General features: G+C 69.8%; 25 protein-coding genes and 1 riboswitch. Of the genes, 13 read left to right on the top strand and 12 right to left on the bottom strand.

Translation table 11 applies throughout. The features are described from left to right. Positions 1-14: 14 nt before the first annotated feature. Positions 15-1,016 carry a cytochrome d ubiquinol oxidase subunit II gene (gene cydB, locus ACFXGI_RS09490; RefSeq protein ID WP_384704851.1) on the bottom strand — a complete coding sequence of 334 codons (1,002 nt, stop codon included), beginning with the start codon at positions 1,014-1,016 and terminating at the stop codon, positions 15-17. An 18-nt stretch (positions 1,017-1,034) separates the two neighbouring features. Next, on the bottom strand, positions 1,035-2,540 hold the full coding sequence (locus tag ACFXGI_RS09485) for a cytochrome ubiquinol oxidase subunit I (protein WP_384704850.1): 1,506 nt from the start codon (positions 2,538-2,540) through the stop codon (positions 1,035-1,037). A 189-nt stretch (positions 2,541-2,729) separates the two neighbouring features. Between ACFXGI_RS09485 and ACFXGI_RS09480 the strand changes: the two genes are divergently transcribed. Then, positions 2,730-3,098, top strand: coding sequence for a cyclophilin-like fold protein (locus ACFXGI_RS09480; RefSeq protein ID WP_384704849.1), 369 nt, complete (start codon positions 2,730-2,732; stop codon positions 3,096-3,098). A 29-nt stretch (positions 3,099-3,127) separates the two neighbouring features. Here the strand turns inward: ACFXGI_RS09480 and hisC are convergent, their stop codons facing one another. Continuing rightward, positions 3,128-4,210, bottom strand: coding sequence for a histidinol-phosphate transaminase (gene hisC / locus ACFXGI_RS09475; protein ID WP_384704848.1), 1,083 nt, complete (start codon positions 4,208-4,210; stop codon positions 3,128-3,130). 362 nt (positions 4,211-4,572) lie between these two features. Between hisC and ACFXGI_RS09470 the strand changes: the two genes are divergently transcribed. From ACFXGI_RS09470 to ACFXGI_RS09460, 3 genes are all read left to right on the top strand, one after another. Then, on the top strand, positions 4,573-5,688 hold the full coding sequence (locus tag ACFXGI_RS09470; RefSeq protein ID WP_384704847.1) for a LacI family DNA-binding transcriptional regulator: 1,116 nt from the start codon (positions 4,573-4,575) through the stop codon (positions 5,686-5,688). Between the two features lie 231 nt (positions 5,689-5,919). Next, a complete protein-coding gene (locus ACFXGI_RS09465; RefSeq protein WP_384704846.1) occupies positions 5,920-7,122 on the top strand; it encodes a metallophosphoesterase in 1,203 nt (400 codons plus the stop codon). A 150-nt stretch (positions 7,123-7,272) separates the two neighbouring features. Next, positions 7,273-8,109: a hypothetical protein gene (locus ACFXGI_RS09460; RefSeq protein WP_384704845.1), complete on the top strand. Its 837-nt coding sequence runs from the start codon at positions 7,273-7,275 to the stop codon at positions 8,107-8,109. A 119-nt stretch (positions 8,110-8,228) separates the two neighbouring features. On the opposite strand, the gene thiC is transcribed toward ACFXGI_RS09460, so the two are convergent. Continuing rightward, positions 8,229-10,016 (bottom strand): phosphomethylpyrimidine synthase ThiC, encoded by a 1,788-nt coding sequence (gene thiC / locus ACFXGI_RS09455; RefSeq protein WP_384704844.1) that lies wholly within the window; start codon positions 10,014-10,016, stop codon positions 8,229-8,231. Continuing rightward, positions 10,011-10,156, bottom strand: a riboswitch (TPP riboswitch). It overlaps the preceding gene by 6 nt. Before the next feature lie 72 nt (positions 10,157-10,228). Here thiC and ACFXGI_RS09450 point away from each other — a divergent pair. After that, positions 10,229-11,638, top strand: a complete 1,410-nt coding sequence (locus ACFXGI_RS09450) for a YibE/F family protein (RefSeq protein WP_384704843.1) — start codon at positions 10,229-10,231, stop codon at positions 11,636-11,638. A 94-nt stretch (positions 11,639-11,732) separates the two neighbouring features. Here ACFXGI_RS09450 and ACFXGI_RS09445 read toward each other — a convergent pair whose 3' ends face one another. From ACFXGI_RS09445 to ACFXGI_RS09430, 4 genes are all read right to left on the bottom strand, one after another. Beyond that, positions 11,733-12,182 (bottom strand): SsgA family sporulation/cell division regulator, encoded by a 450-nt coding sequence (locus tag ACFXGI_RS09445; protein WP_030857783.1) that lies wholly within the window; start codon positions 12,180-12,182, stop codon positions 11,733-11,735. 97 nt (positions 12,183-12,279) lie between these two features. After that, positions 12,280-13,017, bottom strand: coding sequence for an IclR family transcriptional regulator (locus tag ACFXGI_RS09440; RefSeq protein ID WP_384704935.1), 738 nt, complete (start codon positions 13,015-13,017; stop codon positions 12,280-12,282). 307 nt (positions 13,018-13,324) lie between these two features. Then, a complete protein-coding gene (locus ACFXGI_RS09435; RefSeq protein ID WP_229337959.1) occupies positions 13,325-13,552 on the bottom strand; it encodes a DUF5326 family protein in 228 nt (75 codons plus the stop codon). 163 nt (positions 13,553-13,715) lie between these two features. Then, the gene (locus ACFXGI_RS09430) at positions 13,716-14,033 is read right to left on the bottom strand and encodes a cupin domain-containing protein (protein WP_030153240.1); all 318 of its coding nucleotides are present in this window, start codon (positions 14,031-14,033) and stop codon (positions 13,716-13,718) included. Positions 14,034-14,122: 89 nt separating this feature from the next. Between ACFXGI_RS09430 and ACFXGI_RS09425 the strand changes: the two genes are divergently transcribed. The 5 genes from ACFXGI_RS09425 to ACFXGI_RS09405 all read left to right on the top strand — a co-directional run bounded on the left by ACFXGI_RS09425 (position 14,123) and on the right by ACFXGI_RS09405 (position 17,837). Further along, the gene (locus ACFXGI_RS09425; RefSeq protein WP_030857778.1) at positions 14,123-14,503 is read left to right on the top strand and encodes a phage holin family protein; all 381 of its coding nucleotides are present in this window, start codon (positions 14,123-14,125) and stop codon (positions 14,501-14,503) included. A gap of 10 nt (positions 14,504-14,513) precedes the next feature. Next, complete coding sequence (locus tag ACFXGI_RS09420; RefSeq protein WP_384704842.1) at positions 14,514-15,005, top strand: low molecular weight protein-tyrosine-phosphatase; 492 nt, start codon at positions 14,514-14,516, stop codon at positions 15,003-15,005. Continuing rightward, entirely contained in the window at positions 15,002-16,204 is a 1,203-nt protein-coding gene (locus ACFXGI_RS09415) for a cystathionine gamma-lyase (protein ID WP_384704841.1), read from the top strand. The genes ACFXGI_RS09420 and ACFXGI_RS09415 overlap by 4 nt, the downstream gene beginning before the upstream one ends. A 173-nt stretch (positions 16,205-16,377) precedes the next feature. Further along, entirely contained in the window at positions 16,378-17,283 is a 906-nt protein-coding gene (locus ACFXGI_RS09410; protein ID WP_384704840.1) for a LysR family transcriptional regulator, read from the top strand. Between the two features lie 74 nt (positions 17,284-17,357). Then, entirely contained in the window at positions 17,358-17,837 is a 480-nt protein-coding gene (locus tag ACFXGI_RS09405; RefSeq protein WP_030857770.1) for an NUDIX domain-containing protein, read from the top strand. Between the two features lie 89 nt (positions 17,838-17,926). Here ACFXGI_RS09405 and ACFXGI_RS09400 read toward each other — a convergent pair whose 3' ends face one another. Continuing rightward, the gene (locus ACFXGI_RS09400) at positions 17,927-19,111 is read right to left on the bottom strand and encodes a globin domain-containing protein (protein ID WP_384704839.1); all 1,185 of its coding nucleotides are present in this window, start codon (positions 19,109-19,111) and stop codon (positions 17,927-17,929) included. A gap of 141 nt (positions 19,112-19,252) precedes the next feature. After that, complete coding sequence (locus ACFXGI_RS09395; protein WP_384704838.1) at positions 19,253-19,903, bottom strand: HAD family hydrolase; 651 nt, start codon at positions 19,901-19,903, stop codon at positions 19,253-19,255. Between the two features lie 153 nt (positions 19,904-20,056). Here ACFXGI_RS09395 and ACFXGI_RS09390 point away from each other — a divergent pair, with 153 nt between their 5' ends. Genes ACFXGI_RS09390 through ACFXGI_RS09380 form a run of 3 tightly spaced genes read left to right on the top strand, consistent with a single transcriptional unit; the run spans position 20,057 to position 22,671 of the window. Further along, on the top strand, positions 20,057-20,950 hold the full coding sequence (locus ACFXGI_RS09390) for a GNAT family N-acetyltransferase (RefSeq protein ID WP_384704837.1): 894 nt from the start codon (positions 20,057-20,059) through the stop codon (positions 20,948-20,950). A gap of 29 nt (positions 20,951-20,979) precedes the next feature. After that, the gene (locus ACFXGI_RS09385; protein ID WP_384704836.1) at positions 20,980-21,441 is read left to right on the top strand and encodes a GNAT family N-acetyltransferase; all 462 of its coding nucleotides are present in this window, start codon (positions 20,980-20,982) and stop codon (positions 21,439-21,441) included. A 54-nt stretch (positions 21,442-21,495) separates the two neighbouring features. Continuing rightward, on the top strand, positions 21,496-22,671 hold the full coding sequence (locus ACFXGI_RS09380) for a winged helix DNA-binding domain-containing protein (protein WP_384704835.1): 1,176 nt from the start codon (positions 21,496-21,498) through the stop codon (positions 22,669-22,671). 6 nt (positions 22,672-22,677) lie between these two features. On the opposite strand, the gene ACFXGI_RS09375 is transcribed toward ACFXGI_RS09380, so the two are convergent. Together ACFXGI_RS09375 and dnaB are read right to left on the bottom strand one after the other, a co-directional pair. After that, positions 22,678-24,063, bottom strand: a complete 1,386-nt coding sequence (locus ACFXGI_RS09375) for a serine hydrolase domain-containing protein (protein WP_384704834.1) — start codon at positions 24,061-24,063, stop codon at positions 22,678-22,680. Positions 24,064-24,072: 9 nt separating this feature from the next. Beyond that, complete coding sequence (gene dnaB / locus ACFXGI_RS09370) at positions 24,073-25,548, bottom strand: replicative DNA helicase (RefSeq protein WP_384704934.1); 1,476 nt, start codon at positions 25,546-25,548, stop codon at positions 24,073-24,075. Positions 25,549-25,969 lie beyond the last annotated feature (421 nt).

Genomic DNA, 25,969 nt, shown 5'->3' with positions numbered 1-25,969 from the left:
CAGCAGGGTCGGGATCAGTGCGCGTCAGCGATGTGCTGCGTACCGATCCGCTTGCGGAACACCCAGTACGTCCAGCCCTGGTAGAGCAGGACGAGCGGCGTGGCCACCCCGGCGCACCAGGTCATGATCTTCAGGGTGTACGGGCTGGACGAGGCGTTGGTGACCGTGAGGTTCCAGGCGTCGTTCAGCGAGGACGGCATCACGTTCGGGAAGAGCGTCAGGAAGAGCATCGCGACCGCGGCGGCGATGGTGATCCCGGACAGGGCGAACGACCAGCCCTCGCGGCCCGCGAGGTTGAAGCCGAGGGCCCCGACCAGGGCCAGGACCGCGACGGCCATGGCGATCAGGCTCTTGCCGTCACCGCGCGAGACCTGCGTCCAGATCAGGAAGACGAGGGCCAGCACGGCGGTGAGCACACCCAGCCGGGTCGCCAGCGCGCGCGAGCGCTCGCGGATGTCCCCGACCGTCTTGAGCGAGGTGAACACCGTCCCGTGGAAGGTGAAGAGGGCGAGCGTGACGAGTCCGCCGAGCAGGGAGTAGACGTTGAGCAGGTCGAAGAGGCTGCCGACGTAATCCATGTGCTCGTCGATCTTGACTCCGCGCACGATGTTCGCGAAGGCCACACCCCACAGGAACGCGGGGATCAGCGAGGTCCAGAAGATGGCGTGTTCCCAGTTGGTCTGCCACCGCTCCTCGTCCCGCTTGTGCCGGTACTCGAAGGCGACACCGCGGATGATCAGGCAGACCAGGATGAGCAGGAGCGGCAGGTAGAACCCGGAGAAGAGGGTGGCGTACCACTCGGGGAAGGCGGCGAAGGTGGCCCCGCCGGCGGTGAGCAGCCAGACCTCGTTGCCGTCCCACACGGGTCCGATCGTGTTGATCAGGACCCGGCGCTCCTTGCGGTCGCGGGCGAGCAGCTTGGTCAGGACGCCGACTCCGAAGTCGAAGCCCTCCAGGAAGAAGTAGCCGGTCCACAGGACGGCGATGAGCACGAACCAGACGTCATGGAGTTGCATGGTGTGGTCCCCTCAGCCTCAGTACGAGAAGGCCATCGGCCGGTCGGGGTTCTTGTCGTCCCCGCCGATCTTGGTGGGCGGGTTCAGGTCGGCCTCGGTGAGCTCGGGCGGGCCGAGCTTCACGTACTTCACCAGCAGCCTGACCTCGATCACCGCGAGCACGGCGTACAGGAGCGTGAAGCCGATCATCGAGGTCAGCACCTCGCCCTGGGAGACGTGGGGCGAGACCGCGTCACGGGTGCGCAGGACTCCGTAGACCACCCAGGGCTGGCGGCCCATCTCGGTGAAGATCCAGCCCCAGGAGTTGGCGATGAGCGGGAAGCCCATGGTCCAGAGGGCGACGATCCAGTACCACGTGGCGAACCGGGGGCTCAGCGCCTTCTTGAAGAGGACCAGGTGCGGGACCTCTTCCTCGCCGGTGCGCAGCCCCGGCGGCAGCATGAACTTCTTCCGGGTGAGCCAGAGTCCCAGCACGCCGACGCCGAGCGAGGCCATGCCGAAGCCGATCATCCAGCGGAAGCCCCAGTAGGCGACCGGGATGTTGGGCCGGTAGTCGCCGGGTCCGAACTTCTCCTGCTCGGCCTTGTTGACGTCGTTGATGCCGGGGACGAAGGAGGTGAAGTCGTCGTTGGCCAGGAAGGACAGCAGGCCCGGGATCTCTATCGCGACCTTGTTGTGTCCCTTTTCGACGTCTCCGTATGCGAAGACGGAGAAGGGCGCCGGCGCCTCGCCGTCCCAGAGGGCCTCCGCGGCGGCCATCTTCATCGGCTGCTGCTTGAACATCACCTTGCCGAGCAGGTCGCCGCTGATGGCCGTGCCCATGCCGGCGATGATCAGCGTGACCAGGCCGAGCCGCAGCGAGGTCCGCATCACGGGGATGTGCTTCTTGCGTGCCAGGTGGAAGGCGGAGATGCCGACCATGAAGGCGCCGCCGACCAGGAAGGCCGCCGTGATGGTGTGGAAGAACTGGGTCAGCGCGGTGTTCTGCGTGAGGACCAGCCAGAAGTCGGTGAGCTCGGCCCGGCCCCTCTCCTCGTTGATCCGATAGCCGACCGGGTGCTGCATCCAGGAATTGGCCGCGAGGATGAAGTACGCGGAGAGGATGGTGCCGATCGAGACCATCCATATGCAGGCCAGGTGGATCTTCTTCGGCAGCTTGTCCCAGCCGAAGATCCACAGCCCGATGAAGGTCGACTCGAAGAAGAAGGCGATGAGCGCCTCGAAGGCCAGCGGCGCTCCGAAGATGTCACCGACGAAGCGCGAGTAGTCGGACCAGTTCATGCCGAACTGGAACTCCTGCACGATGCCCGTGACGACACCCATGGCGATATTGATCAAGAAGAGCTTGCCCCAGAACTTGGTGGCCCTGAGGTACTTCTCCTTCCCCGAACGCACCCAGGCGGTCTGAAGGCCTGCCGTGAGCGCGGCGAGCGAGATCGTCAGCGGGACGAAGAGGAAGTGGTAGACGGTGGTGATGCCGAACTGCCATCGCGCCAACGTCTCTGGCGCCAAAGCTACGTCCACGTCGTCGTCTCCTTCGGTGCGCCGTGGTCACTGTCGCAGTTTGCCTGGTACGTCCTACTCAATACGGGATAAAGCAGGACGCGCTTGTGAACGCGTTCACATTCACAAGCATTATGTCGCACCGGCTTCGACGGGTTTCGGCCGGGGTCCCCCTAGCCAACACATTCAACAGATTGTTGAATGCCGCCCATGAGGATTCGTATCTCCTGGCCCGCGGGCCAGCTCACGGCAGCCCTTGACGAGACTCCGACCAGCAAGGCGCTGGCCGAGGCCCTCCCGATCTCGGCCTCCGCCAACACCTGGGGCGAGGAGGTCTACTTCGACACCGGCGTCTCGGTGGCGCTGGAACACGACGCCAGGCAGGTCGTCGACCCGGGCACGGTCGCGTTCTGGACCGAGGGCGACGCACTCGCGCTGCCCTACGGCCCCACGCCCATATCGCGCGGAGGCGAGAGCCGCCTGGCGAGCCCGTGCAACGTGCTCGGCTCGTTCGACGGCGACCCCCGCCTGCTGTCCACCGTCCGCGACGGCGACCCGATCCGCGTGGAACTCGCGTAGCCGTTCAGGGCTCGCGCGGTCCCACGGGGTCACATCTCCTTGAAGAAGGCCTCGGCCGTGTGCAGGAAGATGTCGTTCGCCTCGGGCTCGCCGATCGTGACCCGCAGGCCCTCGCCGGCGAAGGGCCGGACCACCACGCCGGCCTTCTCGCAGGCCGCCGCGAAATCGGCGGTCCGCTCCCCCAGCCGCATCCACACGAAGTTCGCCTGCGTGTCCGGCACCACGGTCCAGCCCTGGCCGAGCAGCGTCCTGTGGACCCGGGCGCGCTCGCCCACCAGCGCCCCGACCCGGCCCATCAGCTCGTCCTCGGCTCGCAGCGAGGCGACCGCCGCGTCCTGGGCGAGCTGGCTGACGCCGAACGGCACCGCCGTCTTGCGCAGCGCCGCAGCCACCGGCTCGTGTGCCACCGCGAAGCCGACGCGCAGGCCGGCCAGCCCGTACGCCTTGGAGAACGTACGCAGCACGCAGACGTTCGGGCGGCTGCGGTAGAGCTCGATGCCGTCCGGCACCTCGGTGTCCCGGACGAACTCGCGGTACGCCTCGTCCAGCACCACCAGGATGTCCGAGGGCACCCGGTCCAGGAACCGCTCCAGCTCGGCGCGGCGCACGGCGGTGCCGGTGGGGTTGTTGGGGTTGCAGACGAAGATCAGCCGGGTCCGCTCGGTGATCGCGTCGAACATCGCGTCGAGGTCGTGCACGTCTCCGTCGGTCAGCGGGACCTGGACGGACGTGGCGCCCGAGATCTGCGTGATGATCGGGTAGGCCTCGAAGGACCGCCAGGCGTAGATGACCTCGTCGCCCGGGCCGGCCGTCGACTGGATCAGCGACTGGGCCACGCCCACGGAGCCCGTGCCGGTGGCGATGTGCTCGACCGGCACCCCGAACCGCTCGGCGAGCTCGTTCACCAGGCCCGTGCAGGCCATGTCGGGGTAGCGGTTGAACTGTCCGGCCGCCGCGACCGCGGTCTCCAGCACCCCGGACAGCGGCGGGTACGGGTTCTCGTTCGAGGACAGCTTGTACGCGACGGGCCCGCCCGCCGCAGCGGGCTTCCCGGGCTTGTAGGTGGGAATGCCGTCCAGCTCGGCGCGCAGCTTCGGGCTCTTCTCGCTCACCGCAGGTCCTCCTCGACCGTCCCGTACGACGTCGCCGTCGACTCAATACTGCTCACCTTATGAGGATTCCGCTCTCTCGAAAATGGGCGGCGCCAGGATTGCGGGGGAGCGTGCGCATATATGCGCACGCCGGTGGCCCGCGCCGTGGCGCGCATCCCTCGTACAGGTGAGTTGAGACCGTCCCGAGACCACACCTCTTTGGCATGCCCGGGCCCGACGACAAACGCCCCACTCACTCTCCGCACTCAAATTCCTTCGTTTCCAAGGTCATTGGGGGTGGCGAACCATGCAGAATCGTGCCTGTCAACGGGTGCATATGCACCCGGACCACCCACCCCGCCGAGCCCTACTATCGGCTCGCCATGACAGCAGCAGGGAAGCATCAGGTGAGCCGGACCGAGACCACCCGGCGGGCCGCCGGCCGACAGAGCCGGGCCGGCATCAGGGACGTGGCCGCCGCGGCGGGCGTCTCGATCACGACAGTCTCCGACGCCCTCAATGGCAAGGGGCGGCTGCCGGACGCCACCCGCCGCCACGTTCGCGAGGTCGCCGACCGGCTGGGCTATCGCCCTTCCGCAGCGGCCCGCACCCTCCGTACCGGCAAGTCGGGTCTCATCGGCCTGACCGTGACCACGTACGGGGATGAACCTTTCACCTTCACCGAATTCGCGTACTTCGCCGAGATGGCCAGGGCCGCCACCTCCGCCGCGCTCGCCCGCGGCTACGCCCTCGTCATCCTCCCCGCCACCTCCCGACACGACGTGTGGTCCAACGTGGCCCTCGACGGCACCGTCGTCATCGACCCCTCCGACCACGATCCCGTCGTCAGTGAACTGGTCCGCCAAGGGCTCCCCGTCGTCTCCGACGGCCGCCCGGCGGGCTCCCTCCCCGTCACCGCCTGGGTCGACAACGACCACGAAGCCGCCGTACTCAACCTGCTCGACCACCTCGCGGCCGCCGGCGCCCGCCGGATCGGGCTGCTGACGGGCACCACCACGGACACCTACACCCGGCTGTCCACCACCGCCTACCTCAGCTGGTGCGAGCGCGTCGGCCAGGACCCCGTCTACGAGTCCTACCCCGCCCACGACCCGTGCGCGGGCGCCGTCGCCGCGGACCGGCTGCTCGCCCGGCCCGACCGGCCCGACGCCGTCTACGGGCTCTTCGACCCCAACGGCACCGATCTGCTGGCCGCCGCCCGGCGCTACGGCCTGCGCGTCCCCGAGGACCTGCTGCTCGTGTGCTGCAGCGAGTCCACCGTGTACGCCAACACCGAACCGCCCATCACCACCCTCTCCCTCAAACCGCGCCGCATCGGCACTGCCGTCGTGCAGCTGCTGATCGACGCCATCGAGGGGGTCGACACCGGCCGCCCGGTCGAGCAGGTGGTCCCGACCGAACTGATCATCCGCACTTCCTCGCAGCGCAGGCAGCCCCGTACGACCGTCAGCCCGCCCCGGTCACCGGCCAAGGACTGACCGCCGCAGCGCGATACCGGCGGGGCCGACGGCCCCGCCGGGGATTTCTGCAACACCTATTTCGGGAGAAAGCGGCAGGAACCATTGGTTCCGCCCAGGATTCACCACCCCTGGTGCGTCACAGAGCGCGAGCCGCATTCCTATGATGGGCGCACGACATCACGGACCCTCCGGTCAGGAGGCCAAGAGGGTCCGCAGGTGTACGGCAGCGCGACGGTGGTGGAGGGGTCGATGACTCAGGGGGCCGGTCAGGGACCCGCGATGCGGACGGAGACGCTGCGGGACTTCCGAGTTCCGGTCACCGAGCCCGTCCCGTACGGCGTGCCCGGCGCGCTTCCCGAAGAGGCCCCGGTGTACGGCGAGTACCCCGCGTACTACGGGGAGGGCGCGCCAGTGCCCCCGCAGCCCTCCGTGCCGCCTCAGCCGCCCGTGCCCCCGCAGCCGCCCGTGGGCCGGGCCCCGGCCGCGGACGGGCCCGCTCCGGCCGACGGGGACGAGCTCGACGAGGGCTACACCCCCACCCACCGGGATCTGCCGATCATCGGCCGCGGAGGGCCGGGCGACACCGTCCAGGTCCAGTACGTACCCCAGGAGCCCCCGGCCGCGGGCCCCGGACCTCTGTACGTCGTCGGCGACGTCCACGGCTATCTCGACGAGCTCGTCCATGAACTCCAGGCCCAGGGCCTCATCGACGCCGACCGCAGCTGGTCGGCCGGCAACGCCCGCCTCTGGTTCCTCGGCGACTTCACCGACCGCGGCCCCGACGGCATCGGCGTCATCGACCTCGTCATGCGGCTGTCCGCCGAGGCCGCCGCCGCGGGCGGCTACTGCAAGGCCCTGATGGGCAACCACGAGCTGCTGCTCATCGGCGCCAAGCGGTTCGGGGACACCCCCATCGCCTCGGGCGCCGGCACCGCCACCTTCCAGGCCGCCTGGCTGCTCAACGGCGGCCAGCGCACCGACATGGAGCGCCTGGAGGACGTACACCTGCAGTGGATGCAGCGGCTGGACGCTGCCGTGCTGGAGGACGGGCACCTGCTGCTGCACTCCGACACCACCGCGTACCTCGACTACGGCGACTCCGTCGAAGACGTCAACGACACCATCCACGAGCTGCTCAACCGCAACGACGCCGACATCACCTGGGACCTGTTCCGCAAGTTCACCAAGCGGTTCGCGTTCCGCGACGAGGAGACCGGCCCCCAGGCCGTACGCGAACTCCTCGACACCTACGGCGGCGGCCGCGTCGTCCACGGGCACAGCCCCATTCCGTACCTGCTGGGCGAGGTGGGCACCGAGGACGGCGACGGATCGCGCGGACCGGAGGCCGTGAACGGCCCGCACGTGTACGCGGAGGGGCTCGCCATCGCGATGGACGGCGGGGTCACGATGGCGGGCAAACTGCTGGTGGTGCAACTCCCCTTGAACGACTGACGGTTATCAGAAGGGGGGTAATTTCGGGAAAGCCCCTGTCACGGCGTGGCATGGGCGCTCTACCATCGCCCTATCCGTAGCAGGCTCTCCTCCGTTTGTGCCGGCGCCCGGGTCTACGCGGGCAAACCGGTCCCTACGGAGCATCGGGGGATGCACATGAACAGCGCTCCGCACCTGCTGACCGAAGACCGACCCGAGTTCGATCGGCTCCTCGACGAGGCGCTCCGCACCGCGCACGAACGGCCCGAGCTCGCCGCCCTCGGTGAGCGCCTGAACGCCGAACAACTGCGCACGATGGCCATCGGGGCCAGTGCGCTGCTGACGGCCGCGGCCGCGGCCGAGTACGACCACTACGTGAAAATCCGCGGAGAGCGGCGCGACGAGGTCCTGTCCACCCCCGGTGCGGCCGCGGACCAGGCTGCCGGACTGCAGGGCGAGGGCGAGGACGGCGCGGGTGTCAGTGCCGTCGTCGCGGTGCTCGCGCCGGTCCTGGCGGGCACCGCGATGGTGATATTCCTGCTGGTGGGCTACGTCCTGAAGGCGGTCGAACCCGAACCTGCCTTCGCGGACACGATGCTGACGGCAGGTTGGCTGTTCGGCGCGCTGACCGTGGTGTCGCTGTTGTTCGCGGTGATCGGGCTGCTGGTGACGGCCGTCCGCAACCGGGCGACCGAGGTGGTGGCCGAGGACGAGGCCGACGCGATACCCGACGACGTCGCGCGGGCCCGCGAGGCCTGGCGGCACGCCCTGCTGGAGCGGGGCATCCTGCCGTTCCTGCGGGACGCGCTGGCCGACCCGAGCGCGGCGCCGGCAGGGCCGGCGTATCCGGCCCCGCACACGCCGAAGGCCGGGCGCATCCCCAACCTGGGATACAGCCGGCCCGACTTCACCAGTCCGGGGTCCCCTTCGCAGGGCCCCCGCCCCGGCTACACCCCTCCGGACTTCACGAGCCCGGACTTCACCAGCCCGGACGGCGGCACGCAGTAGCGCCGCGGCCGCGGCAGGTCGGCCGTCCCTGTTTCACGTGAAACATCGCGCCACGGCCGGAACGCTGCCCTGGGAAGCCCCCTCATCCTCCCCAGAGCAGCGCCGGCCGCCACGGGCGGTCAGTCCGCCAGCGGGAGGTACACCCGGTTCCCGCTCGCCGCGAACTCGGCGGACTTCTCCGCCATGCCCGCCTCGATCTCATTGGCCTTCAGGTCCCCGCCGTGCTCACGGCGGATGTCCTGGGAGATCTTCATCGAGCAGAACTTCGGACCGCACATGGAGCAGAAGTGCGCGGTCTTGGCCGGCTCGGCCGGGAGCGTCTCGTCGTGGAACTCGCGGGCCGTGTCCGGGTCGAGGGCCAGGTTGAACTGGTCCTCCCAACGGAACTCGAAGCGCGCGTCCGACAGGGCGTCGTCCCACTCCTGGGCACCCGGGTGGCCCTTGGCGAGGTCCGCCGCGTGCGCAGCGATCTTGTACGTGATGACGCCGGTCTTCACGTCGTCGCGGTTGGGCAGGCCCAGGTGCTCCTTCGGCGTGACGTAGCAGAGCATCGCGGTGCCCCACCAGGCGATCATCGCGGCGCCGATGCCCGAGGTGATGTGGTCGTACGCCGGGGCGACGTCCGTGGTCAGCGGGCCGAGCGTGTAGAACGGCGCCTCCTCGCAGATCTCCTGCTGGAGGTCGATGTTCTCCTTGATCTTGTGCATCGGGACGTGGCCCGGGCCCTCGATCATGGTCTGCACGTTGTGCCGCTTGGCGATCGTGTTCAGCTCGCCCAGCGTCTTCAGCTCCGCGAACTGCGCCGCGTCGTTGGCGTCGGCGATGGAGCCGGGGCGCAGGCCGTCGCCCAGCGAGTACGTGACGTCGTACGTCGCGAGGATCTCGCAGAGCTCCTCGAAGTTCGTGTAGAGGAAGTTCTCCTTGTGGTGCGCGAGACACCAGGCAGCCATGATCGAGCCGCCGCGGGAGACGATGCCGGTCTTGCGGCGGGCGGTCAGCGGCACGTACGGCAGCAGCACGCCGGCGTGGACCGTCATGTAGTCGACGCCCTGCTCGGCCTGCTCGATGACCGTGTCCTTGTAGATCTCCCAGGTCAGGTCCTCGGCGCGGCCGTCGACCTTCTCCAGCGCCTGGTACAGCGGCACGGTGCCGATCGGAACCGGGGAGTTGCGCAGCACCCACTCGCGAGTGGTGTGGATGTTGCGGCCGGTCGAGAGGTCCATGACCGTGTCGGCGCCCCATTTGGTGGCCCAGGTCATCTTGTCGACCTCCTCCTCGATGGAGGAGGTGACCGCGGAATTGCCGATGTTGGCGTTGACCTTCACCAGGAACCGCTTGCCGATGATCATCGGCTCGATCTCCGGGTGGTTCACGTTCGCGGGAAGCACCGCGCGACCCGCGGCGATCTCCTCGCGGACGACCTCGGGGGAGACGTTCTCGCGGATCGCGACGTACTCCATCTCCGGGGTGATCTCGCCGCGGCGGGCGTACGCGAGCTGCGTGACGGCGGCGCCGCCACGGCCTCGGCGGGGCTGACGCGGGCGGCCCGGGAAGACCGCGTCGAGGTTCTTGAGGCCACCGCGCGGCGAGGTGTGCTTGATGCCGTCGTCCTCGGGCCGCACCGGCCGGCCCGCGTACTCCTCGGTGTCGCCGCGGCTGATGATCCAGTTCTCGCGCAGCGCGGCCAGGCCACGCCGTACGTCGGTCTCGATCTGCGGGTCGGTGTACGGCCCGGACGTGTCGTAGAGCGTCACGTCCTTGCCGTTGGTGAGGTGGACCTGGCGGACCGGAACCCGGAGGTCGGGCCGGGAGCCTGCCAGGTATCCCTTGTGCCAGCCGGGCTGGCGCTCGGTCTGGCCGTCGGCGTCCTGGCTGACGGCAGGCGTGCGTGCGTCCTGAATGGTCATGAGACCTGATCTCCCTACGCCGGCATTACCCGGTAACAGGTTCGGCGGTCGACGCAGCCTCTTCCCGTACGCATATGTGCTGCGCGTACGGTGATCAGCGCCCTCTCAGCCCGGTGCTCCGAGCTCCCGCGTTGTGCAAAGGTGCCCCCACGCTAGCGTCATTTGTGGCGTGCTGAACAGTGGGCCCCCTCAACTCTTGCGATGATCTGCCGGTGAAGTCCTCGCCGCAGCCTCCCTCCGCGCCCACCGAGCCCCCGGGTCACGCCGACCACGCACACGTGGGCCGCGGGCATGACCACGAGCATGACCAGAGCCCATCCCAGGGCCACTCCCACGGTCATTCCCACGGCCACGGACCGGCGGCTCCCGTCTCGAAGCACCTGCGCAAGGTCATCGCCGCGGTCCTGATCCCCTTCGCCGTCGCCGTCTTCGTCGGCATGGTGGTGCTCTGGCCGGGCGGCGCCCCTGCCCACGAGCGCTCCGGGGTCGGCTTCGACCGGCAGACCCAGCAGGGCAAGGTCGTCGCGCTCGAACAGGTCGACTGCAAATCGGTGAACGCCTCGCAGGTGCCGACCACGGGAAGCGTCTCCACTCCGGAGGGCCGCGAGGCCCGGGCCCAGCAGACCGGTGACTGCAAGAAGGCCACCGTCGAGGTCGCCACCGGGCCGGACAAGGGCCGCACGTTCGTCGAGATCGTGCAGCCGGGAGCGCCACGACAGTTGGAGAACGGCCAGGAGGTGGTCGTCGCGTACGCGCCGGACGCGCCCCGGGACCTCCAGTACTCCGTGGTCGACGTGAACCGCAAACTTCCCCTGGCGGTGCTGGCCGGCATCTTCGCGGTGGCCGTGGTCGTCGTCGGGCGGATGCGAGGCCTGTTCGCGCTGATCGCGCTGGTGGTCAGCTTCGGCGTGCTGACCCTCTTCATCCTCCCGGCGATCCTGCAGGGCTCGAACCCGCTGGTCGTCGCGGTCGTCGGGGCCAGCGCGATCATGCTCATCGCGCTCTACATGTGCCATGGCCTGAGCGCCCGTACGTCCGTCGCCGTCCTGGGCACGCTCGTCTCGCTGCTGCTGATCGGGCTGCTCGGCTCGGTGTTCGTCGACTGGGCGTTCCTCAGCGGCAACACCGACGACAACACGGGGCTGATCCACGGGCTCTACCCGGACATCGACATGAGCGGTCTGCTGCTCGCGGGCGTGATCATCGGATCACTGGGTGTGCTCGACGATGTGACGGTCACCCAGACATCGGCGGTCTGGGAACTCCACCAGGCCGATTCGTCGATGGGGTCCCGCGCCTTGTACCGGGCGGCCATTCGGATCGGCCGCGACCACATCGCCTCGGTGGTGAACACCCTGGTGCTGGCCTACGCGGGCGCGGCGCTTCCGCTGCTGCTGCTGTTCTCGATCGCGAACAGCAGCATGGGCTCGGTGGCCAACAGCGAGCTGGTCGCGGAGGAGATCGTACGGACCCTCGTCGGGTCGATCGGCCTGGTGGCCTCGGTCCCGGTGACCACCGCGCTCGCCGCGCTGGTGGTCTCCGCCGACCGGCCGGGATCACCGGCCGGAACGGCGGCTTCTGGGCCGGTCCGCGGCGGCCGGGGGCGGCGGCGCAAGCGCTGAGCGACCCGGGGGGCTCGGGGGCCCGGGGCGACTCGGCTCGTACGGTCCGCCCGGCTCGCGCGGTCGGCCTGATCGGCTCTTCCGGTCGGGCCGCTCAGCCCGCGTTCTGCTCGTTCTGCTGCGGCTCGGCCAGGATCCGGTCCAGTGCCTCGTCGAGGTCTTCCTCGAAGTTGCCGAGGTTGCGCTCCTGACCGAGCGGAACAAGCCGGTCGGTACGGTCGAGGAACGCGACGAGCGGCGCCGCTCCCGCGCGGAACAGGGCCCGGTCGCAGCCGACCTGGAGCCGGATGTGGACGTCGGACAATTCCTCGGGATCGGTGGGGGCGATGTGCACATCGCCGTCGCCGCACGGCTTGTTGATGCCGTCGAGGAGCAGCTCCCGGCCGAACGCCCAGGTCACGGGGGCGTCTCCGGGAAGGTGGAACGTCAGGCGCACTGCGTAGGGGTCACGGGTGTCGTACCGGAGTTCCACCGGGATCCGGAAGGAGAGCTCCTCGGAAACGAGGAAGCTCATCATGACCTCTGCCTGTACCGACTCGCGCATGGACTACCCCGCTGTAGTGGAAGTGGCCAGGAATGAACCCCCAGGGCCCTCTTGACAAGGGTGGTGGAAGCTCATGCAGATCACAAGGAGTGAGTTTTCAGATACTGATAGAGAACGAGAGGGTGCTCAACAGCGCGCCTACTTCACTCCGTAGCTGATCGACCACATACAGCAATCGTTCCTCCTGGTGCAAAGGGAGGGAAATCGCCATTGTTGCGGCGGTATCGCCTGCGGTGATGGGGATGGCCGCACAGACAGTGCCCAGCGCGTACTCCTGACGCTCCGTAACCGGCTCCATGCGTCCGAGGGCGCCGATGCGGTGTTCGAGGGCGCTCTGGTCCCGGACCGTGTACTGGGTGACGGCCTCGACGGGGTGCCGCTCGTAGTAGTCCCTGCGCGTCTTCTCGTCGAGCTGGGCCAGCAGGCACTGCCCGATGGCGTGCGCATGGCCGGTCGCGCGGAAATCGGCCCACTCCTCGACGGCGGGGCTGGCCGGGGTGTCCGAAACTCCCACGAGCTCGATCTCACCCTCGCGGAACACCGCGAAGTAGACGGGGGCCCCGACCGCGTCGCGGAAGTGCGCGAGGGAGTCGAGGATCATGCCGCGACGTTTCTGCTGCAGCCCGCCGCCCGCCAGCCGCCCGGCGGCGGCGCCGAGCACGAACACTCCGCCCTCGCGCCGCAGATAACCCTCGTGGGTGAGGGTGCGCAGGAGGTGGTACGCGGTGGGGAGCGGGAGCCCGGCTTCGCGCGCCAGTTGTTTCGCCGGGGCCCCCTCTCTGTGGGAACCCACTGCTTCGAGCAGCCTCAACGCGCGCTGCACCGAACCGATCAGCGTCGGCACACCGGCATTGTGAACCGAAGACAAAGCTCACCCCCAGGCGTGGCGGCGGACCTGGGGAGGGTCCGCCCTGCGGGGGCCGCCCCCGCACGCGCCGCGGATCCTGGGGGTCGTACTCAGCCGGCACTTGATAAAACCGCAGGTCAGTGCGGCACCATCGGCGTCCGATGCCCAGGGAACGGCACAGATTGCCACTCTATCCGCCGATTCCCGCGGTGTGGGCGGTTTGCCACCTCACGTTCCCCCGCCCGGGTTAATCCCCGGGATTGACCCGGGGCCCAGGGGGCCTGGGCTCCGGGACCTACCAGTCGCGGGAGGAGGACTTCGAACCGCTGCCGGTGAACTTCTTCACGATGAAGACCAGGCCGCCCACGAGGGCGACGAAGAGCAGCAGCTTGAAGACGAACGAGATCAGGGCACCGAGGATGCTCGTGATGACACCACCGAAGACGAAGAGCACCAGAAGCGGGATCGCGACCCACTTAACCCACCAGGGCATGCCTGCGAATGTCTCTCGGATGCCGTCCATGTCCTCAACCTCTTCCTGAGCTCCTCGAGCTCCTGAGCCGTGACTTCCTGCTCTCGATGCTAGGAGGCCGCACAACCGTCCGGGGGCCCGCGAGCCCCCGGACTCCCCTGATCCGCCCCCTAGGGGGATCAGGGGGCACGACCCTGGGTCAAGGCCTGCCGCGCTAGGCCTCCGGCGGGGAGAACACCACCAATACCCGCAGGTCCTCGGTGATGTGGTGGAACTTGTGCACCACCCCGGCGGGCACGTAGACGACACTGCCGCGTGCCACCGTCGTCGTCTCCTCCCCGACCGTGATCGAGGCCCTGCCGCTCACCACGAAGTACACCTCGTCCTGGCGGTGCGGCTGTTGCGGATCGCTCTGGCCGGCGTCGAGGGCGTACAGCCCGACCGACATGTTCCGCTCGCGCAGGAACTGCAGATAGGCGCCGTCGTTCGCGAGCCGCTCCGCCTCGAGCTCGTCCAGCCGGAAGGCCTTCATCGTCGTTGTGCCCCTTGCTCTCGCGTGTTCCCTGGCATCCGCTGATCTGCTGATGTCCCACCGGGATCTTCTCTGCCACGATCAGACACATGACAAATTTCGTAGTCAAGACGCTCGCGAACGCGGCGGCCCTGGCCGTCGCCATCTGGCTGCTGGCCGGCATCACGCTCGACGACCACAGCTCCCTGGGCCGCCGGACCCTCACCCTGATCCTCGTCGCCCTGGTCTTCGGCCTGGTCAACTTGATCGTCAAGCCCGTGGTGAAGTTCTTCTCGCTGCCGCTGTTCGTCCTCACCCTCGGACTGTTCACCCTCGTGGTGAACGCCCTGATGCTGCTTCTGACCTCCTGGCTGGCCGCGCAGCTGGACCTCAGCTTCCATGTCGACAACTTCTGGACCGCGCTGATCGGCGGCCTGATCATCTCCGTCGTCTCCTGGGCCGTGAACATGGCCCTGCCCGACAACGACTGAGACGAACGCCATGTACCGCGTGTGCTTCGTCTGCACGGGCAACATCTGCCGCTCCCCGATGGCCGAGTCCGTCTTCCGCGCCCGCGTCATCGAGGCGGGGCTCGACGCCCTGGTCGAGGTGGACAGCGCCGGCACCGGCGGCTGGCACGAGGGGTACGGCGCCGATCCCCGCACCGTCACCGTCCTGGAGGCCGCCGGATACGAGCAGAGCCACCGGGCCCGGCAGTTCCGCGCCCCGTGGTTCGCCGGCCTCGACCTCGTCATCGCGCTCGACGCCGGGCACCTGCGGGACCTGCGGGCGCTCGCGCCCACCCCCGAGGACGCCGCCAAGGTACGGCTGCTGCGTTCCTACGACCCGGCGGCGACGGCTGCGGAGACCGACGTACCGGATCCCTACTACGGCTCCCTCGACGGGTTCGAGCAGTGCCTGGAACTCGTCGAGGCGGCGAGCTCGGGCCTGTTGGACGCCGTACGCGAGGCAGTGAAGGAGCAGACCGCATGAACGACCACGCCGACGAGCCGGCGGCCGGAGCGGGAACCGCGGCCGGAGCAAGAACCGGGTCGGCCAGGGCGGCCGGGATCGGCGACGGCACCCGGGCCGTACGCGCCGGGCTGCCCGAGCCGGTCAAGAACGAACCGCCCCTGCCCGGACCCGTCTTCGCAGCCCACTTCCACCTCCCCGGCGACGTGACGGGCCCGTACGCGTACGGCCGGGACACCAACCCCACCTGGACCCTGCTGGAGCGGGCCATCGGGGAGCTCGAAGCACCCGGCCAGGACGTCGACACCATCGCCTTCGCCTCCGGCATGGCCGCGGTCTCCGCCGTCCTGCTCTCCCAGGCCCGCACCGGCGACACCGTCGTCCTGCCCGAGGACGGCTACCAGGCCCTGCCGCTGGTCCGCGAGCAGCTGGAGGCGTACGGGATCCACGTCCGCACCGCCCCGACCGGCGACGACGCGCAGCTCACCGTCCTCGACGGAGCAAGGCTGCTGTGGATCGAGACCCCCTCCAACCCCGGGCTCGACGTGTGCGACATCCGGCGCCTGGTCGAGGCCGCCCACACGGGCGGCACCCTGGTCGCCGTCGACAACACCCTCGCCACCCCGCTCGGCCAGCGGCCCCTGGAACTCGGCGCGGACTTCTCCGTCGCCAGCGGCACCAAGGGCCTCACCGGCCACGGCGACCTTCTGCTCGGCTATGTCGTCTGCCGCGACCCGGAGCTCGCCGCCGCCGTCCGGCGCTGGCGCAAGATCGTCGGTGCGATCCCGGGCCCGATGGAGGCCTGGCTGGCCCATCGCTCCCTGGCCACCATCCAGCTGCGCGCCCAGCGCCAGTGGACCAACGCGCTGGCCGTCGCCGAGGCGCTGGCCGACCACGGGGACGTCACCGGGCTGCGCTACCCCGGCCTGCCCGCGGACCCGTCGCACAAGACGGCCGCCCGGCAGATGCGGGGCTTCGGCTCCGTGGTCTCCTTCACCCTGCCGGACCGCGCGCACGCCGAACGGTTCATGGCCGCCCTGCACCTGGTCGAGGACGCCACCAGCTTCGGCGGCGTACGGTCAACCGCGGAGCGGCGCGGACGGTGGGGCGGCGACCCCGTACCGGAGGGGTTCATCCGCCTGTCAGCCGGGGCCGAGGACACCGAAGACCTGGTCACGGACGTGCTGCGGGCCCTCGAAGCGGCGGGCACGGGCGTCTGAGCAGCAGAACGCGAGCGGTCCGAGCCTCCCCCCTGGTGGCTCGGACCGCTCCGGGTTCCGCGCGAAGAACCACGCACACAAGGCTAGTTGACTCAACGTCAGAGTCCAATCACGGTAACGACAGGGGCCTATCGGCATATTTATAGTTGAAGGCCCCACCGAGAGGGGCCTTCATGGACCTGGCCCTGTTGCGCACCTTCGTCGCCGTCCACCGGGCGGGCTCGTTCACCCGGGCCGCCGCGCTCCTCGGGCTGTCGCAGCCCGCCGTCACGTCACAGATCCGCACGCTCGAACGCCAGCTGGGCCGTCCGCTGTTCCACCGCCGTGCCCGCGGGGTCACCCCCACCGCCGTGGGCGACGAACTCGCCCACAAGGCCGCCCCCCACCTCGACGCCCTGCTGCGGATAACCGAGGCGGAACGCGAAGCCGCCGGCGCGTTACGCACGCTGCACCTCGCCGGTCCGCCCGAGTTCCTGTGCATGCGCGTCCTGCCCGCCCTGGCCCCGCTCGTCGGACAGGGCCACACCCTGCGCACCGTCCTCCAGGCAGGAGCCGAGGAGGCCCTCGACGGGCTCGCCGCCGGCCACCACGACCTCGTCGTCACCACCGCCCGCCCGCGCGGTGGACTCTTCAGCGCGACCGCCCTGTGCGACGAGGAGCACGTCCTGGTCGCCGCGCCCTACTGGGCGGCGCTCGTCGATCCGGACCGGCTGCGCGAGGCAGGCCCCGCCGCCCTCGACGGCATTCCGCTCGTCGAGGTCCACGAGACGCTGCCGCTCGTCGCCCGCTACTGGGCCGCCGTCTTCGAGACCCGGCCCGGCACCCGGCCCGAGGCCGCCACCGTCGTCGCCCCCGACCTCCGTGCCGTACTGGAGTGCGTCCGGGCCGGCGCCGGACTGGCCGTCCTGCCTCGGTATCTGTGCCAGGACGCCCTCGACCGCGGGCAGATCGTCGCCCTGCTGGAGCCACCCGTACCGCCGCTGCGCACCTGGTTCCTCGCCGTACGGACCGGCAGCCTCGCCCTCGCCCACCTCGCCCGTGCGCACGACCGGCTGCTGCGCGCCGCCGCCCACTGGTGAGGCTCCGCTTCCGGTGTACGGCGCGTTTCGCCCACTCGCGTTTCAGACACCGCCGTCTGGGCCACTCTTCTCCCATGACCGAACGTCCCGTGGTCAAACGCACCGCCCGCGCGATCCTGCTCGACGGTGACGACCTGATCCTCATCAAGCGCACGAAGCCCGGCGTCGATCCGTACTGGCTCACCCCCGGCGGGGGAGTGGAGTCCTCGGACGCCACCGTCGTCGACGCCCTCCACCGAGAGCTCCACGAGGAGCTCGGGGCGAAGATCACCGATGTGGTGCCCTGCTTCGTCGACACCGTCGAGCACATCGCCGACGGAGGGGTGACCGGAGTGAAGGTGCAGCACTTCTTCGTCTGCCACCTCGAATCCATGGACCCGAGCCAGCGGCACGGCCCCGAAATCGACGAGCCCGCGGGTGAGTACGAGATCGTCCGTGTGCCGTTCAGCCGGGTCGGCATCGCCGCCGTCCATCTCGTCCCGCTGTCCCTGAGGCACTACCTCGACGGCAACATCGAAGGCGTACGCGCCATGCACGCCCCCGACCTGGGCTGATCCCGGCCCTGTCTTCGGTCTGTTGGCCCGGGTCGCTTCGGCCCGGGCCAACCGGCCGGGGCCCGGGCTCCGGTCTGTCGGCCCGGGTCTCAGCCCGCGGCGCCCACCAGCTCCTCCACCGCGTCGAAGAGGATCCGGTCACCGGGAATCCCGATGCGCTTGAGCTCGTTCACGCCGCTGCGGATCATCGCGGGCGGCCCCGAGACGAACGCGTCGTACGAGCTCCACGGCCCGTGTTCGCCGACTGCCTGGGGAAGTTGGCCGGCGAGGCCCTCGCCCACCACCGGGCGCACCGACAGCCACGGGTGCGAGCGCTGCAGCCCCAGCAGAGTGTCCTTGTCGTACAGGCCGCCGTCGCTGCGCGCCCCGAAGAACACCTCCACCGGGCGGCGCTCGCCGTGCTCCGCCACGTCCTCGATCAGTGCCTTGATCGGGGCGATGCCGGTCCCGCCGCCCAGGCACAGCATCCCGTTGTCGGTGGTGTGGTCCACCACCATCGACCCGGCCGGCGGCCCGAGTCGCAACACATCACCGGGCCGGGCGTGCCGCACCAGCGCGTTGGACACCCAGCCCGCCGGAACGGCCTTGACGTGGAAGGACAGCAGCCCGTCGGCGCGCGGTGCCGAGGCGAACGAGTAGTGCCGCCACACCCGGGGCCACCACGGAGTCTCCAGGCTCGTGTACTGGCCTGCGAGGAAAGGATACGGCTGGTCGGGGCGGACGGTGAGCACCGCGATGTCCGGGGTGCGCAGATCATGCGAGACCACCTCCGCGTGCCACCACGCGGGGCTCTTCACCTCGTCCTCCGCCGCCGCGTCGATCATGGTCTGGGACATCACGGTGTAAGCCCGCACCCACGCGGCCTGCGTCTCCGGCCCCCAGGTCTGCTGCGCGTACCGGGACAGGGCGCCGATGAGGGCCTCACCCACCACCGGGTAGTGCCCGGCCATCGTCCCGTACTTCCGGTGCCCGGCGCCCAGCCGGCGCAGGTACGGGACGAGCACCTCCGGGTCGTCGATGTGCTCGGCGGCGGTCAGCAGCGCCTTCAGCAGCCGGTCTCGCTGTGCGTCCATGGCGGCCGGGAACATGCCCCGCACCTCCGGGTGCCCGGTGAACACCAGGGCATAGAAATACGAGGTCACCCTGTCGGCGATGGGAGCGACCTCTTCGAGGGTCCGGCGGATGAGCACCGCGTCCGGGGAGGGCTCGGCCTCACCGCCCCCGGACGGTATCCGGGCCGTCCGTCTGGCCGATCTGGTGGGCGGAGCGTCCATGCGGTGCCTCGCTTCGAACATCTCGGTCGGTAAGCACGCCACGGCCTTCGAATCCGTGGTTCCGGGCCTCAGAGACTGCCAGTCGCCCCCAACCACTCGCGGGAAAACCCGGAAAGTCCGCGTTTCGAACCCACTTTCCTCTTAAGATGCTTGGACTTCCGGGCGTGCCGCCCCGACCAGCTGATATGCCTCGCGCAGGTCCCGGCCCTGGTAGACGTGTGTCGCCCGTTCCGCCAGGAACGGGCGTGCGTTGACCGCCACGGACACCGAAACCGCTTCGAAGAGCACCGCGTCGGTCGCCGAATCCGCGTACGCGACGCAGTCGGCCCGACTCACTCCGAACTGTGCGCAGAGCCGGTCCGCCACCGTGACCTTGCCCTCGGGCGTCAGGATCCCGGCCGCTTCCACGGGCCGGGTGAAGGGCACCTCGGGGAAGGCCGAGCCGTGTGCGGCATGCGCGCCCCACTCCAGCAGCAGTTCCACGAAGAACGACGGCGACAACGACACCACCGCGCAGTAGTCCCCACGCTCCCTGATCTCCCGCCACACCTCGCGGATCCCCGTCAGCCACGGGGCTCCGTCGAACGCCGCCCGGACGTGCGCGGGGGTCAGCCCCGCCCACAGCGCATGCGCCGCCACCGAGAACTCGTGGGGCCCTATCTCCTGCGCACCGAACGCCCGCTCCAGCTCGGCGATCTCCGTACTCAGGCCCAGCTGTCGGGAGATCTCGACCGGTGCGGCCGAGCCGTACATCAGCGTTCCGTCGAGATCGAAGAGGTGAAGGAGGGTCATGGAAGACGAGGCTAGCGATGTTTCACGTGAAACATCGCCCGCTCCCACCGAGCCACCTCGCACCACGGCCCAGAGAGACATCGCGATGTTTCACGTGAAACATTGAGCCCAAATCCTCTGGACGCCCCCCGGCTGATGATCCAGTCTGGGCCCGTGACACCACCACACCTCACCGACCTGCCGATCCGTGCGCTGACCGTGGATGATCTCCGCCACTGCGCCGACCTCTCCGAAGACCGCGGGTGGCCGCGCGAGGACCACAAGTGGGGGCTGCTTCTCGCCGCGGGCAACGGCTACGGCATCGATGCTCCCGATGGGCAAGGACTCGCGGCCGCCTGCGTCGTCACCTCGTACGGGCACACCCACACCGGCCCGGAGCTGGCCGCCATCGGGATGGTCCTCGTTGCCGAGCGCTACGCCCGCCAAGGCCTGGGCCGCCGCCTCATGACGTACATCTGCGACGACGCTCTCAAGGGGATCCCGCTCACCCTTCACGCCACCCCCTACGGCCGCCCCCTCTACGAAGAGCTCGGCTTCGACACCACCGGCCGTGCGGAGATGCTCCGGGGCACCTTCCGTACAGAGCCCTCGGACCAGGCGCCCGAGTCGGGCTCGGTGGCGGTCCGGCCGGCGACCGGCGAGGACATCCCGCGGATCGTCCGCCTGGACACCGAGGTCTTCGGCTCGGACCGGACGCACATGATCACGCGGCTTCCCGCCTTCGCGGACCGGCTGCTGGTCGCCGAGGACGGGCGGGGCGAGCTCGTCGGCTACGCCGCGATCTGGCCCAACATGGAGACCCATGTGATCGGGCCGCTGATCGCGCATGACACAGCCGGCGCCCGGGCCCTCATCACGGCGCTCGCCGCCGCCACCGACCGCCCGCTGCGCACCGATATCGACGTACGCCACGAAGAGCTGCTCGTCTGGCTCAAGGACCGTGGCCTCGACTCCGTGGCGTTCAACGCCGTCATGACCCGCGACATCCCGGGACTGCCCGGCGACTGGACCCGCCGCTGGGCCCCGCTCACCGTGGCGGCGGGCTGAGAGTGACGGGCCGAGGAAGGAACCTCTCCATGACCGATCTCGACGAGTCGGCGATCCGCCCCGCCACCGAGGAGGACCTGCCCGCCATCGTCGCCATGCTGGCGGACGACCCGCTCGGCGCCACGCGCGAATCACCGGACGACCTCACCCCGTACCTCGCGGCGTTCAGACGCCTGTCCGATGACCCCCACCAGCACGTGGTCGTCGCGGTCCGCGAGGGCCGCGTCGTGGGCACCCTCCAGCTCACCATCGTCCCCGGGCTGTCCCGCAAGGGAGCCACGCGCTCGATCATCGAAGGTGTCCGCGTCCACGCCGACGAACGCGGCAGCGGCCTGGGGACACGGTTCATCCAATGGGCCATCGAGGAGTCCCGCCGTGAGAACTGCCGACTCGTGCAGCTCACCTCGGACGTGACCCGCACCGATGCCCACCGCTTCTACGAGCGGCTCGGGTTCACCGCGTCCCACGTCGGGTTCAAGCTGTCCCTCTGATCGTCCGCACGGCAGGCCGGGCCGGTATCTGCGGCCCGGCCTACGATCGGGAGGATGAGCCCCAGCCTCCCCCTCGTCACCACCGCCGAGCGCCGCCACCGGCTCGGACGCAGACACCGCCTGGCTCCCTCGGCACATGTCTCCACGGTCGCCGAAGCCGCGGACGCCGTCGTCGCCCTGCACGCCACCGATGCCGCGACCCTGTTCCTCTCGGCTCGCGCCCGGCTCGCGGAAGGCGGCCCCGAAGTCGTCGAACAGGCCCTGTACGAGGACGTCTCCCTCGTCCGACTGCTCAGCATGCGCAGGACGCTCTTCGCCGTCTCCGGCGAACTGGCCCCGTACGTGGACTCCTCCACCGCCCGGGGCATCGCCGTCAAGGAGCGCCGAACCCTGCTCAAGCACCTCGACGAGGACGGTCAGGGTCTCGACGCCGAGTGGCTGGCCGGAGCGGAGACCGCCGCGCTCGATGTCCTCGACGCCCAGGGCCCCTGCACCGGCAGCCAGCTCTCCGCGGCCGTGCCGGCGCTGCGCCGGAAGATCACCGTCGGCCGGGGCAAGAAGTACGAGGCCGAGACCGGCGTCGCCACCCGGGTGATCCGCCTCCTGGCCGCCGACGGCCGGATCCGCCGCGATCGGCCGCGCGGATCGTGGACCTCCAGCCAGTTCCGCTGGGTGCACACCGAGACCTGGCCGGCCGTACCGGCGGCCGAGGCACGCGCCGAGATCGCCCGCCGCTGGCTGCGCGCCTACGGACCGGCCACGGAGGCGGACCTCAAGTGGTGGACGGGCTGGACCCTCACCGACGTCCGCAAAGCCCTCGCCCTCGTCGGCCCCGACCAGGTCCGCCTCGAAGACGCCACCATCGCCCTGGTCGGACCCGGCGACACCGTGCCCGAACCCGCCCCGGAGCCCTGGGCCGCACTGCTGCCCGGCCTGGACCCCAGCGCAATGGGCTGGGCCGACCGGGGCTTCCACCTCGACCCCGCCCACCGGCCCGCGCTCTTCGACTACGCCGGCAACATCGGCCCCACGGTCTGGTGGAACGGTGAGATCGTCGGCGGCTGGGCCCAGCGCGCGGACGGGGAGATCGTCTGGCGGCTGCTGGGTGATCGCGGCCGCGCCGCCGAGGACGCCGTCGCCGCCGAAGCGGCCCGCCTCGCCGGATGGGTGGGCGAGGCCCGCATCACCCCGCGCTTCCGCACTCCGCTGGAACGCGAACTCGTTGCCTGAGTCGGCCTAGCCGATGCCCCGCCAGCCCTGCGGGTCCACCCCGCCGGGCACGGGGGCCTGTGCGTCGTAAGGCTCCCGCGTGAACACGAACGAGCCCAGGTCGAGATGGCTCACCGAACCGTCCTCGCGCCGCACCGCCCGCAGGGTCTCCCCCGCGTAGTAGCCGTTGATTCCGGTCCAGCTTCCGCCGGGCCCCGCCCGGAACCGGGCCGCCCGACCCGTCGCCCCCACCGGCGCGAGCTCCAGCAGACCATCCGCGTTCAGCCGCAGCACCTGCGGCGACGTACCCCAGTACCAGGGGCCGCACAGGTCCAGGGCGACCGGATCGGCCTCCCGGAACGGCCGCCACGGCTGCGGGAACCGCGGCTCCGCATCCGCGACGATCGCCACGAGCTCAGCGGCCACCGTCGCGGCGGGCAGCCCTGATGTGCAGTTCGCCAGGACCACGGCCGCCACGTCGTCCGCCTCACTCAGCCACAGCCCCGCGACGAAGCCGGGCAGCGAACCGGTGTGGCCGGCGAGCCGGCGCCCGCCGACGTTCGTCAACTGCATGCCGAGCCCGTAGCCGAGTTCGGCGAGCCCCTGCTCCGGCGGCGCGGCCGGCGTCCGCATCTCACGTACCGTCTCCGCGCTCAGCACCCGCTCGTCACCCTGGCCGAGGAACACCGCGAACCGCGCCAAGTCACGCGTACTGGACCAGAGTTGTCCGGCAGCGGCCATCAGCCCCAGATCCTCCAGAGGCTCCGGCATCATCACGTCGGCCCACGGATGCACCGCCCAGCCGCCCGCGTGCGGAGCCTGCGGGTGCGCCGTCGTACGGTCCAGACCGAGCGGCTCCAGCACCTCGGCCCGGAGCACCTCTTCCCACGGCTTTCCGCGCACGGCCTCCACGAGTGAACCCAGCAGCGTGTAGCCCGGGTTGGAGTAGTGGTGCCGTCGGCCCGGCCGGAAGCGGAAGGGCTCCTCACCCAACACGTCCGCGAGTTCGGGCCGCAGCGCCGCAGGCGTGCGCTCCCACCACTCGCCCGGCGTCTCCGCCGCCAACCCAGCCGTGTGGGCCATAAGTTGGGCGATGGTCACCTCTCCCGCGCCGGTCCCCGCCAGGTGCTTCTCCAGCGGGTCCTCAAGGCGCACCAGGCCCTCGTCCCGCAGGCGCATCACCAGCACCGCGGTGAAGGTCTTGCTGATCGAGCCGATCCGGTACTGCACGTTCCCGTCCGGCCCGTGCCCCTCGACGGAGGTCCGGGAGCCCTCCCAGACCACCTCGCCGCCGCGGGCGACGGCCGCCACCACCGAGGGCGCCCGTCCTTCGCTCTGCGCGACGGCGATCCGGTGCCTCAACGCACGCCGGGTCGCAGGGAGCAGATCCAGGTCTTCAGATACGGCATCCATGATCGGATGCTACGTGTTGGCCATGTCCACGAACCGCGAATAGTGGCCCTGGAAGGCGACGGTGATCGTCGCCGTCGGACCGTTACGGTGCTTCGCCACGATCAGGTCCGCCTCGCCCGCACGGGGCGACTCCTTCTCGTACGCGTCCTCACGGTGCAGAAGGATCACCATGTCGGCGTCCTGCTCGATCGAGCCGGACTCACGCAGGTCGGAGACCATCGGCTTCTTGTCGGTGCGCTGTTCGGGACCACGGTTCAGCTGGGACAGCGCGATCACCGGCACCTCGAGCTCCTTGGCCAGCAGCTTGAGGTTTCGGGACATGTCCGAGACCTCCTGCTGGCGGCTCTCGGGACGGCGCGATCCACCCGACTGCATCAGCTGCAGGTAGTCGATGACCACGAGCGAGAGGTCGTTGCGCTGCTTGAGGCGCCGGCACTTCGCCCGGATCTCCATCATCGACAGGTTCGGGGAGTCGTCGATGTAGAGCGGGGCGGCCGAGACGTCCGGCATCCGGCGGGCCAGCCGGGTCCAGTCGTCGTCCGTCATGGTGCCGGAGCGCATGTGGTGCAGGGCGACCCTGGCCTCCGCCGACAGGAGGCGCATCGCGATCTCGTTGCGCCCCATTTCGAGGGAGAAGATCACGCTGGGCAGGTTGCTCTTGATGGAGCAGGCCCGCGCGAAGTCGAGCGCGAGCGTGGACTTGCCCATGGCGGGTCGGGCCGCGATGACGATCATCTGGCCCGGGTGCAGTCCGTTGGTCAGCGAGTCGAGGTCCGTGAAACCGGTGGGGACGCCGGACATCTGGCCGCTGCGCGATCCGATGGCCTCGATCTCGTCGAGCGCACCCTCCATGATGTCGCCCAGCGGCAGGTAGTCCTCGGAGGTCCGCTGCTCGGTGACGGCGTAGATCTCGGCCTGGGCGCTGTTGACGATCTCGTCGACGTCGCCGTCCGCCGCGTATCCCATCTGCGTGATCTTCGTACCGGCGGCGACCAGACGCCGGAGGACCGCCCGCTCGTGGACGATCTCCGCGTAGTACTCGGCGTTCGCCGCGGTCGGCACCGACTGGACGAGCGTGTGCAGGTAGGAGGCCCCGCCGACCTTGCTGATCTCGCCGCGGCGGGTCAGCTCGGCGCCGACGGTGATCGGGTCGGCCGGCTCGCCCTTGGCGTACAGGTCGAGGATCGCCTGGTAGATCGTCTCGTGCGAGGGCCGGTAGAAGTCGTGGCCCTTGATGACCTCGACGACGTCCGCGATGGCGTCCTTGGACAGCAGCATGCCGCCGAGCACGGACTGCTCGGCGTCGAGGTCCTGCGGGGGGACGCGCTCGAAGCCGCCGCCACCGCCGTCCCAGGAGCCGCCCTCGCGGCCCCGGTCGTGCTGTTCGTCCCCGCGGCCCCGGCTGTCGCCGTTTCGGCGCGGACGGGCGGGCAGACGGTCACCCGGACCGCTGTCGGCCCAGGGGTCGTCCGTGGGCTCGGGCATACTCACCGGGCCACCTCCTCCCGTCCGCAACGCGGACCTCGCCGTGCCACTCTTTCTATGGCACGGCTCTGACATGTGGGGCACCCGGAACCGCCGTCGGCGAGTCGGGCAACGCACAACGGTAGGGCCGAGAGCGACGTCAGCCAATCTTGTTATCCACAGGCTGTGTGGATGAGATGTGGATGACCGACCCAATGCTGTGGGTAAGTCGCCGGAAGCTGTGCACGGACCGGGGGACGGTGCTGTGGACAAAATCACCTGGCCTACCCATCTACCCATCCTGACCTGCAATTTCTTCCTCCACCGGCTGTGGGGGAGAAATTTCTTCGCACCAGTTCCGAGATCGCCTCCAATGGGGTGCCGAGAACGTGTGAACCAAGTCGCAGGTAAGGATCCAAAGACCATTGCATCCATTACCTGT

Origin of the sequence: Streptomyces sp. NPDC059355 (genome assembly GCF_042752335.1) — a bacterium.
Classification (GTDB): domain Bacteria; phylum Actinomycetota; class Actinomycetes; order Streptomycetales; family Streptomycetaceae; genus Streptomyces.
The sequence above is the reverse complement of the archived record's forward strand: the minus strand, read 5'-3'. Positions and strand labels throughout refer to the sequence as shown.